Consider the following 1,164-nt stretch of genomic DNA (forward strand, 5'->3'; position numbering starts at 1 on the left):
GCCTGGTTCCCCTACCTGCGACCCGGCGGCAGCGCCGCGTTCCATCGCGCCCACGGGGCCGGCCTGGCGGTGGAGCTGCGGCCCGCCCTGCTGCTGCTGCCGCCCCTGCTGCTGCTGCCCTGGCCGGGCCTGGCCACCTGGCCCGTGCCCGTCGGAGCGCTGGCCCTGCTGCCGGCCCTGCTGGTTCCCCTGGTCCTGGGCCGCCGTCTCGGCGGTCACAGCGGCGACAGCTACGGCGCCTGTGTGGAATGGACCGAATCGCTCGGCCTGCTGCTCATCGCGGCGGTGCTGACGGCCTGGGCAGGCTGAGCCGGAAGGCGTTGCCCTGCTCAGGCAGCGCCTCGGCCACGGTCCGGGGCGGCACCACCAGCGCCAGTTCGCCGCCCAGGCTGCGGGCCAGATCGCGGCCGAGGGCCAGGCCCAGGCCGGTGCCGGGCAGCTCCTGGCCCCGGGTTCCCCGCACCCCCCGCCCGAAGATCGCCTCCCGTTCCGCCTCGGGGATGGCGGGACCGCCGTCCCAGACCGTGAGCTGGAGCTCGCCGGCGTCGCTGGCCCAGTGCAGGCCCACGGCGGCGCCCGGGGCGCTGTAGCGGAAGGCGTTCTCCAGCAGGTTGGCCAGGATCTCCGCCACCGATCCGCTGTCGCCGCTCCAGTCCGGCAGGGTCCGGGGGCCGTGCCATTCGCGCCCCTGCAGGGTCGCGGTGGCGGCCGCCCGCTGCAGCAGCGGTTCGAGCAGCCCGGCCAGGGGCTGGCCCTCGGGTCCACTCAGCAGGGGCGGCAGCAGCAGGGGCTGGGGGGAGAGGGGGGCGGCGAGCCGTCCCTCCGGGTGGACCAGCGCGCTGATGGCCTCCACATAGCGGTTGATCTGTCGCTCCTCGGCCAGCAGGCCCTGCACCAGGGAGCGGTCGTTGTGGTCGGGGCCGAGGCGCCGCAGCAGCAGCTGCCCGAAGGTGCGCAGGGCCGTGAGCGGGTTGCGCAGCTGGTGCAGCAGCAGGCCCAGCTGCTCCTCGCGCTCCGTGAGCCGCTGCCGCAGCTCGCCGCCCTCCAGATCCAGCCGCAGGGCTTCGGTGAGGGCCAGGGCCACGGCCTGGAGCCGCTGGGCGAGCGGCTCCGGCCAGGGGTTGCGGGCAGCCTCCACCTGCAGGGCGCCCAGCAGGCGCTGGC

The 1,164-nt window shown here is 76.3% G+C and carries 2 protein-coding genes; one reads left to right on the forward strand and one right to left on the reverse strand.

Annotation, left to right across the window (positions count from 1 at the left end; all coding sequences use genetic code 11):
* Nucleotides 1-309: adenosylcobinamide-GDP ribazoletransferase (locus VB737_RS07155; protein ID WP_500312228.1), on the forward strand; the 309-nt coding region annotated here is incomplete at its 5' end.
* On the opposite strand, the gene VB737_RS07160 is transcribed toward VB737_RS07155, so the two are convergent.
* On the reverse strand, nt 275-1,164 hold an 890-nt coding region (locus VB737_RS07160), incomplete at its 5' end, for a sensor histidine kinase (protein ID WP_500312229.1). The genes VB737_RS07155 and VB737_RS07160 overlap by 35 nt on opposite strands.

Source organism: Synechococcus sp. BA-120 BA3, assembly GCF_034931285.1.
GTDB lineage: Bacteria > Cyanobacteriota > Cyanobacteriia > PCC-6307 > Cyanobiaceae > Cyanobium.